The sequence below is a fragment of the Glutamicibacter sp. AGC84 genome (assembly GCF_053543575.1).
Genome location: NZ_JBLVOC010000005.1, coordinates 68,000 through 75,781 on the forward strand (window position 1 = coordinate 68,000; position 7,782 = coordinate 75,781).

The 7,782-nt window shown below is 59.6% G+C and carries 7 protein-coding genes; 3 read left to right on the forward strand and 4 right to left on the reverse strand.

What is annotated here, in order from left to right:
* Window positions 1-51: 51 nt before the first annotated feature.
* Entirely contained in the window at window positions 52-1,005 is a 954-nt protein-coding gene (locus ACNPN0_RS02080; RefSeq protein WP_448937613.1) for a metallophosphoesterase, read from the reverse strand.
* A 119-nt stretch (window positions 1,006-1,124) separates the two neighbouring features.
* A complete protein-coding gene (locus tag ACNPN0_RS02085) occupies window positions 1,125-3,425 on the reverse strand; it encodes a transglycosylase domain-containing protein (RefSeq protein ID WP_448937614.1) in 2,301 nt (766 codons plus the stop codon).
* A gap of 225 nt (window positions 3,426-3,650) precedes the next feature.
* Between ACNPN0_RS02085 and ACNPN0_RS02090 the strand changes: the two genes are divergently transcribed.
* Together ACNPN0_RS02090 and ACNPN0_RS02095 are read left to right on the forward strand one after the other, a co-directional pair.
* Entirely contained in the window at window positions 3,651-4,127 is a 477-nt protein-coding gene (locus tag ACNPN0_RS02090) for a RidA family protein (RefSeq protein ID WP_105656982.1), read from the forward strand.
* A gap of 61 nt (window positions 4,128-4,188) precedes the next feature.
* Complete coding sequence (locus tag ACNPN0_RS02095) at window positions 4,189-5,103, forward strand: NUDIX hydrolase (RefSeq protein ID WP_105656981.1); 915 nt, start codon at window positions 4,189-4,191, stop codon at window positions 5,101-5,103.
* Window positions 5,104-5,171: 68 nt separating this feature from the next.
* Here the strand turns inward: ACNPN0_RS02095 and ACNPN0_RS02100 are convergent, their stop codons facing one another.
* Entirely contained in the window at window positions 5,172-5,849 is a 678-nt protein-coding gene (locus ACNPN0_RS02100) for a Crp/Fnr family transcriptional regulator (protein WP_022874282.1), read from the reverse strand.
* A 204-nt stretch (window positions 5,850-6,053) separates the two neighbouring features.
* Here ACNPN0_RS02100 and ACNPN0_RS02105 point away from each other — a divergent pair, with 204 nt between their 5' ends.
* Window positions 6,054-7,244 (forward strand): MarP family serine protease, encoded by a 1,191-nt coding sequence (locus tag ACNPN0_RS02105; RefSeq protein WP_286134139.1) that lies wholly within the window; start codon window positions 6,054-6,056, stop codon window positions 7,242-7,244.
* 9 nt (window positions 7,245-7,253) lie between these two features.
* Here the strand turns inward: ACNPN0_RS02105 and aroQ are convergent, their stop codons facing one another.
* A complete protein-coding gene (gene aroQ / locus ACNPN0_RS02110; protein WP_105656979.1) occupies window positions 7,254-7,706 on the reverse strand; it encodes a type II 3-dehydroquinate dehydratase in 453 nt (150 codons plus the stop codon).
* Window positions 7,707-7,782: the final 76 nt, after the last annotated feature.

The following is a 7,782-nucleotide window of genomic DNA, read 5'->3' on the forward strand; positions in this document are numbered from 1 at the left end:
CGAGCACCAAGAAGGTGCTTGACCGGGGATTACCCGAAGAAATTTCGTGGCTTAGTCGCGGGCAGCCAGGGTAACCATGATGGCTTCCGGCGGGCAGGCGAAGCGAATCGGAGCGAAGCGCGAGGTGCCCACGCCAGCGGAAACATTCAACGGAACGGTGTTGCCGTTGTATTCCCAATCGCTCAGGCCGCGGGCGCGCCACGTAGGCAGATCGCAGTTGGAGACCAATGCGCCATAGCCCGGGATGCACACCTGGCCGCCGTGGGTGTGGCCAGCGAAAATGACATCAGCCTTCGCCTCGGTGAATTGGTCAAGAACCCGCTGGTAGGGCGCGTGGGTGAGCGCAATGCGCACGTGGGGCGCCTGGCTGCTTGAGGAGGAACCACGCGGCCAGCCAGCGAAGAGGTCCCGGTCGATGTGCGGATCATCCACGCCGGTAAGATCCAGGCGCAGGCCATTGAGCACCGTGGAATGCGCACGGTTGGACATGTTGATCCAGCCGGCTCCGCCGAAGGCCCGGTGCATTTCTTCGAACGGCAACTGGTCCCGCGGGGCAGGGTTGGGAGTTCCGGTGGAAGGAGCCAAATACCTGAACGGGTTCTTCAGCTTCGGAGCGTAGTAGCAATTGGACCCGGGAACGAAGGCGCCAGGGAAAGCCATCAGCGGTTCCAGCGCCTTGATCAAAGCCGGCACGGCCTTGCGGTGGCTGAGGTTATCCCCGGTGTTGATGACAAAGTCGGGCTTCAGATCAGCCAGACCGCGCAGCCACTGGGTTTTGGCTTCCTGCCCTGGAACCATGTGGATGTCCGAAAGGTGCAGGACCTTGATGTCGCCGTATCCGCGGGGCAGGACCTTAATCGATTCGTGGCGCAGCCCGAACTTTTGGGCCTCCAGCATGCCATAGCCCACCAGAGCTCCGCCGATGGCCAGAGCGCCGGTGGCGGCAAGGGCCGCAGTACCGCTGGCATGACGTAATGCCGAAGCGAAATTATTCTGTTCAACCATGACTTCTGTGCCATCGTCCTTTCAAGCCCGGAGGCAACTTCTGGTGGAGTTCTCCTATGCCAATCTAAACCGAAAGGCCGCGTCCAACCAAAGTTGAACGCGGCCTTTCGAATATTCAGCTAGTCATCGGACTTCTTGCCGTTGCCGTTTCCATTGCCGTTTCCGTTGCCCTTGTTATCGGAGTCGGGCTTCGGCGAGGATTCTTCCTTAGGCTTGGAATCTTCCTTCGACTCTTCCTTGTCATTGTCCTTCTCATCCGAGTCGGACTTGGAATCGTCTTCTTCCTTCGGCTTTGGCGGAGGCGGCTGGCGACGGGCCGAACCGAAGTTGTTCCGCTCGTATTCGTGCACGGCCTCCTCCATGAAGTCCACCCACAGCGGGGCGGCGAAGGTCGAGGAATCGACCATCCAAGGGGCCTTCTTGTCGTTGACCATCGCGCCGTGCATCTGGTTCTTCTCTTCGCCGGCCTTGCCCTTGAGTCGGCCGACCCAGGTGGCGGTGGAAATTCCGGTGGTGTAGCCGACGAACCAGGTCGAGGACGCGTAGTTGTTGGTACCGGTCTTGCCAGCGATTGGGCCGTCGACGCGGCCCTTGGAGACGCGGTTGGTGGCGATCTTCTTCAGGGTGCCGTTCAGATCGGCAACGTAGGTCGGGTCGATTTCCTGGGAGCAGGATTCCTTCTTGACCTTGTACTCGTTGCCGTCCTTGTCGGTCACGCTGTTGATGGCGCGTGGTTCGCAGTACTCGCCCTTGTTGGCGAATGCAGCGAATGCGGCGGCCTGGGACAGCGGGGTGATTTCTGCCGAGCCGATGATGAACGAAGGGTTCGAAGGCGAGATCGGGGCAGGGCCGCCCTTGGCGCCCTGATCCAGTACGCCAAGCTTCTTGGTGTAATCGGCGATGGTGCACAGGTCGGTCTTGTAGGCCTCCTGCACGGTCGCGGTATTGATCGACCAGTACAGGCCGGTATCCACGGTCATCGAGCGGTAGAAGCCAGGCGATGCATTCTTCGGTTCCCAATTAGAACCAACAGTTGTCGTTCCTCCGGGAAGGCAAGATGCCCGCCACTTGGAGCCGGGTACGAAAACCTGCTTCTTGGCATTGATCTTGTCGTACATGCGGTTGCCTTCGGACAGCCAGCCCAAGGTGGTGTACGGCTTCATGGTAGAACCACCCTGGAACCCGCCAGCGCCACCCAGGGAACGCTCGACAGCGAAGTTGTAATAGGTGTTCTCGCCCGAGTTCTTGACTTCCGGACCGTAGGTGGTGTTCTGCGCCATGGTCAGGATCTTGCCGGTGCCCGGCTCGACCGAAACGATCGAGGAGTAAATGTCGGTGTTGGACTTGGCCTTTGGATCGATAGCCTTCGCTGCGTCCTTGGCGGCCTTCTTGTTCAGCTTGCTGTTCAGGGTGGTCTTGACGGTCAAGCCGCCACGGTACAGCAGGCCTTCGCGATCTTCCTTGGTCTTGCCATAGGTGTCATCGGAAAGGATCAGATTGGTGACGTAGTCGCAGAAGTAGGCATTTTCCTTGGCCGCGGTGCAACCGGAAGGGGACGTGCGCGGATCCAGTTCCAGGTCCGACTTCACCGCCTTGTCGTATTCCTTCTTGGTGATTGCGCCGGTGCGGTACATGTTGCCCAGCACCTTGTTGCGGCGGTCGATGGATCGCTCAGGGTTGTTGATCGGGTTGTAGACGTTTGGCAGCTGGACCATGCCGGCAAGCATGGCCGACTGCTGCACGTTCAAGTCCTTGGCATCGGTTGAGTAGAAGTGCTGAGCGGCAGCCTGCACGCCGTACTCGCGACCCGAGAAGAGCACCAGGTTCAGGTAGCCCTCCAGGATCTGGTCCTTGGACATTTCCTTCTCGATGGCCACCGCGTACTTCAGCTCGCGGATCTTATCCGAGTAGCCCTTCTGGCCGGAAACAGTGGATTCGTCCGAACCGGTGAGCACCTGGTTATTCACTAGCAGGTTGTTCACGTACTGCTGGGTCAGGGTGGAAGCACCAGAGCGGCTCGAAGAGGTGAGGTTGCCAACTACTGCACGGGCGATGCCCTTGGGGTCGATGCCCTTGTGCTCGTAGAAACGCTCATCTTCCACCGAGATGATCGCCTTGCGCATGTTTGGCGAGATGTCATCTAGCTTCACAGGCTGGCGATTTTGCTGGTAGAAGTTCGCAATGGCCTTGCCATCAGCGTCAAGGATCGTGGAAGGCTCCGGGATGGGGAGCTCTTCAAACGAGCTCGGGAGCGCGCTGACGATGTTGTTACCGGTGGTCAAACCGGTTTTTGCGATAGCTGCAATGGGCACGAGCATGCCTGCTGCGAGCACACCACACAGGGCGCTGATTCCGAAGAATGCAACGACTTTTCCCAGGGTGGTAGCGGTATCAAAAAAAGGGGACTTCTTGGCTGCCATACCCACTAGTTTACAAGGACGCGCTAACGTATCGAGTATGACTAAATGGGAATACGCCACTTTGCCGCTTTTGATTCACGCTACGAAGCAGATTTTGGACCAGTGGGGTGACGATGGCTGGGAGCTGGTAACCGTGGTTCCAGGCCCCAACGGCTCATCTCCAGTGGCCTACATGAAGCGTCCGAAAGCGTAACTAGCAACAACATTTACTGAAGGAGAAATCCCATGCAAGAAGCTACTTCCTCGCGTGTCGAGGCTCGTCTGGCCGAGCTCGGTCATGCCTTGCCAGCTGTGGCAAAGCCGGTAGCCGCCTACCTGCCAGCCGTTACCACCGGCAACTATGTCTACACCTCTGGCCAGCTTCCGCTGATTAAGGGTGAACTCACAGCCGTTGGAAAGGTTGGTGCCGAGGTTTCGGCCGAGGAGGCGAAGGCCCAGGCGCAGACCGCTGCGCTTAACGCGCTAGCCGCCATCAAGGCCGAAATTGGTGATCTAGATCGCATTAAGCGCATCGTGAAGGTTGTCGGTTTCGTGTCGTCGGCACCGGACTTCACCGGACAGCCAGGCGTCATCAACGGGGCATCGGAGTTCTTCGGCGAGGTACTCGGCGATGCAGGCTTGCACGCACGCTCGGCCGTCGGCGTTGCCGTTCTGCCGCTGGATGCACCTGTCGAGGTCGAGGTCATCGCCGAATTTGAGTAATTCAAGCCAGATTCCTGCTGCGCGGTCCCGACGGGCATTCCCGGCGGGGCCGCGCAGCGGTATGGTGCGCCGGCTCTTTGATTTGCCACCGCATCAAATTGCCACCGCCGAAAACTGGTTCTCTTTCGGTTCGCGCACGCCGCGCACCCCGCGGCGCGCGTCCTCCATCTGCCTTGTGAGGGATTCTTCCCACGGCGTGGAGACCTATCTGACTTATCGCCCCGGGGGCTCCCCACTGGGCAACGTGGCCTTTCCCGGCGGCAGCCACGAGGCGAGCGACCGTGCCACCTACCAATGGTTCGGTCCAAGCCTGTCCCAATGGTCCAAGCGCATGGACATGCTGGACCAGCAGTTGGCGCAGGCATACATCGTTTGCGCCATTCGCGAGCTTTTCGAAGAGACCGGAATCCTGCTGGCCGGCACCGATGAGCAATCCGTGGTCGAAATGACCGATGCAGAAGACTGGATGACCGCCCGCGAAGCAATCGCCGGACAGGACCTGGCCTTCGACGAATTCCTGCGCCGCCGCGGACTGGGCTTGCGCACAGACCTTTTGCGTCCGGTATCCCACTGGCTCAACCCGAACTTTGCCCTGCGCCGCTTCGACACCTGGTACTTCACTGCCACCGTGCCCAACCGCCAGGAGGCTGCCTTGCTGCGCGGCAAAGGCAAATGGGGGCGCTGGTGTGCCGCCGGGGAAATATTGGCCAAACGCAGCACCAGCGAGCTGGGGGACAGCGTTGGCCAACCCAACACAGTGAACCTCGCGCTCTCGGAGATTAGCTACCCGGCGGTGGAAATGATCCTGGAAGCCATGGCGGAGGCCAATGGAGTGGTCGCCTACCTTTCGCGGGCCCGTTCGTTGAATCTCAAGCATCCGGACCTGCTGGTGCGCGATGGCATTTACTATCTGGAAGTCCTTGGCTCCATGAGCGCTGAATCCTCCCGCCCATGGCAGACTACTGCCGGGCACTGAGAGCAGAACTTAAACAAAGCAGGCCGGGAATCCTTGAAGGATTCCCGGCCTGTTTGCATCACTGCGGTTTAGCGCGAGCGCTGGCGCAGACGCTGGATATCCAGGATCACGACGGCGCGTGCTTCCAGGCGCAGCCAGCCGCGCTGCACGAACTCGGCCAGAGCCTTGTTCACGGTTTCGCGGGAAGCACCAACGAGCTGAGCCAGCTCTTCCTGAGTCAGTTCGTGGGCAACCAGGATGCCGTCGGTAGCTGGGCGACCGAAGCGGTCAGCCAGATCCAACAGAGCCTTGGCAACACGGCCAGGAACGTCAGAGAAGACCAGATCGGCCAGGGACTCATTGGTACGACGCAGACGTGCAGCCAGAGCCTGCAGCAGCTGGATCGAGACCTCAGGGGAGTTCAAGATAGCCTTGCGCATGTTCTCGTGGCTCAGGCCCGCCAAGCGGGTCTCGGACACGGCGGTTGCAGTTGCGTTGCGTGGGTGTGGATCGAACAATGCCATCTCGCCAAACAGTTCGCCTGGGCCAAGAACAGCAATCAGGTTCTCGCGACCATCCGAAGAGGTGCGACCCAGCTTGATCTTGCCCGAAACGATGAAGTACAGACGGTCACCCTGATCGCCTTCACGGAACACCGATGCGCCGCGGGAGAGATCAACCTCGGTCAATTCTTCGGTTAGCGCGGCGAATACTTCATCACCAAGCGACGCAAACAGTGGCGCGCGACGCAGTACCTCGATATCCATTAAATCTCCTGTCAACAGTAGTAGGCGCTTACTTCATTGTGCCGTATTCGGTAACAATGTGACAGTTTCCACACGTGGTTTAACCAAGAAAATGTTGAAAATCACGCACATTCGACTAAAACTCGCGAATCTGCTCGCAGAAATCCATCAGCTTCTAAGGGTACCTTGGGTCTATACGAACTTTATGAATGAACTGGGGTCTTGGTGCTCGGAATTTTCAGCTGGCTCGACGTAGTCATCTGCGCTGTTTTGCTGACGTTTTTCGTTGTTGGAGTTCGTCGAGGTTTTCTGCTGACCATTGGCGACATGCTCGGCCTGATTGTCGGCGGCGTCGCCGCATTCTTCGCCATCCCGCTGGTTTCCACCTTCGCCACGAACCCCTGGTGGCGGGTCGGCCTGATGATAGCTACCGCAGCCGTGCTGATCATTCTCGGGCAAGCTCTGGGACGGGTGATTGCAACCCGCATCCGCCACTGGATGAATGTCGATTTCCTGCGTGCCGCGGACCGCATTGCCGGTGGCGTGCTGTCGGTGTTCATTACCGCCACAATCATCGGTGGCTTGGCCTTTTCCACTTCAAGCATGGGTATTCCAAGGCTTTCGCTGGAGATCAGCAAGTCCAAGATGATCGACTCGATTCGTGGCCTGACACCCGAGTTTGTCGATGCCGCGATTTCCACCGCACGCTCCAAGGTGATCGCCGAAACCCTCCCCGCATTCCTGGAGCCTTTCGCGCCCCCGGTCCAGGCGCCGGCCAACACCGAATGGGCAGCTAACGACCTGCAGCTGGCCGCTGCCCAATCGGCCGCCAAGATCTCCGGTACCGCGGTGCAATGCGGTGTGAACCTGACCGGCTCAGGCTTCGTTGTCGACCACGAGCTGGTCATGACCAACGCGCACGTGGTCGCCGGATTGAGCGCGGCAACCGTGGAGGTCGGCGGTGACGAAGTTCACCGCGGAAAGGTTGTTTATTTCGATCCCAAGGCCGACATCGCGCTGCTTTACGTCGAAGGGCTGGAGGCAGAGCCTATCGACCTCGCCGCTGATGACCTGATGCGCGGCGACTCGGCAACCTTTGTCGGGCACCCAGCGGGCGGCCCGCAGCAGATCCGCGGAGCCTTGATCGCTTCCCGTGCCTTCGTCTCCATTGCCAATATCTATGGCGCGGACCCATCTCGAATCTCTGTCTACCAGCTCACCGCGGAAGTAGCCCAGGGCAATTCCGGCGGACCGCTGCTGGATGAATCCGGCGACGCGGTGGGCTTGATCTTCGCCAAGTCGCGCAGCGATGACGAGGTCGGCTTCGCCCTGAGCCTCGAAGAGATCGAGAACGCCATGGAGCTGGGCGGCGATCGGCGCACCAGCATCAAAACAGGCGACTGCGTCACCGGCTAGGGCTTGCGGCTATTTGCCCAGCAAATGCGCGAGCTGCTGAACCGCCAGCTTGTAGCCGTGCACGCCCGCACCGATGATGATCGAGCTGGCTACCGGCGAGATGAAGGAATGGTGGCGGAACGCTTCACGCTTGTGCACGTTCGAGATGTGCACCTCGATGGCTGGCAACTGCACGCCGCTGATGGCATCGGCAATAGCCACAGATGTATGGGTGAATGCGCCGGGGTTCATGATGATGCCGGCTGCGGTAGTGCGGGCCTCGTGAATCGCGTCGATGAGCACACCCTCATGGTTGGACTGCAAGGCGCGCAATTCGAAGCCGAGGGCCGCAGCGGTTTCCCGGGCCAGCTGCTCAACATCGGCCAGGGTGTCGTGGCCATAGATTTCCGGCTCCCGGGTGCCCAGCAGATTCAGGTTGGGGCCGTTGAGCAGCAAGATGGTGTTCGATGCGTTCTCAGTCATGAACTCAAATCTATTACACAACCGGGAAATTCCCGCCCGAATTCTTTGGCCCCGTAATACAAGAAGCCGCCGTGGG

Coding starts and splice junctions, on each gene's coding strand:
- aroQ (WP_105656979.1), bottom strand. CDS start 7,706: ATGACTGAGAACGCATCGAACACCATCTTGCTGCTCAACGGCCCCAAC.
- ACNPN0_RS02100 (WP_022874282.1), bottom strand. CDS start 5,849: ATGGATATCGAGGTACTGCGTCGCGCGCCACTGTTTGCGTCGCTTGGT.
- ACNPN0_RS02080 (WP_448937613.1), bottom strand. CDS start 1,005: ATGGTTGAACAGAATAATTTCGCTTCGGCATTACGTCATGCCAGCGGT.
- ACNPN0_RS02090 (WP_105656982.1), top strand. CDS start 3,651: ATGCAAGAAGCTACTTCCTCGCGTGTCGAGGCTCGTCTGGCCGAGCTC.
- ACNPN0_RS02085 (WP_448937614.1), bottom strand. CDS start 3,425: ATGGCAGCCAAGAAGTCCCCTTTTTTTGATACCGCTACCACCCTGGGA.
- ACNPN0_RS02095 (WP_105656981.1), top strand. CDS start 4,189: ATGGTGCGCCGGCTCTTTGATTTGCCACCGCATCAAATTGCCACCGCC.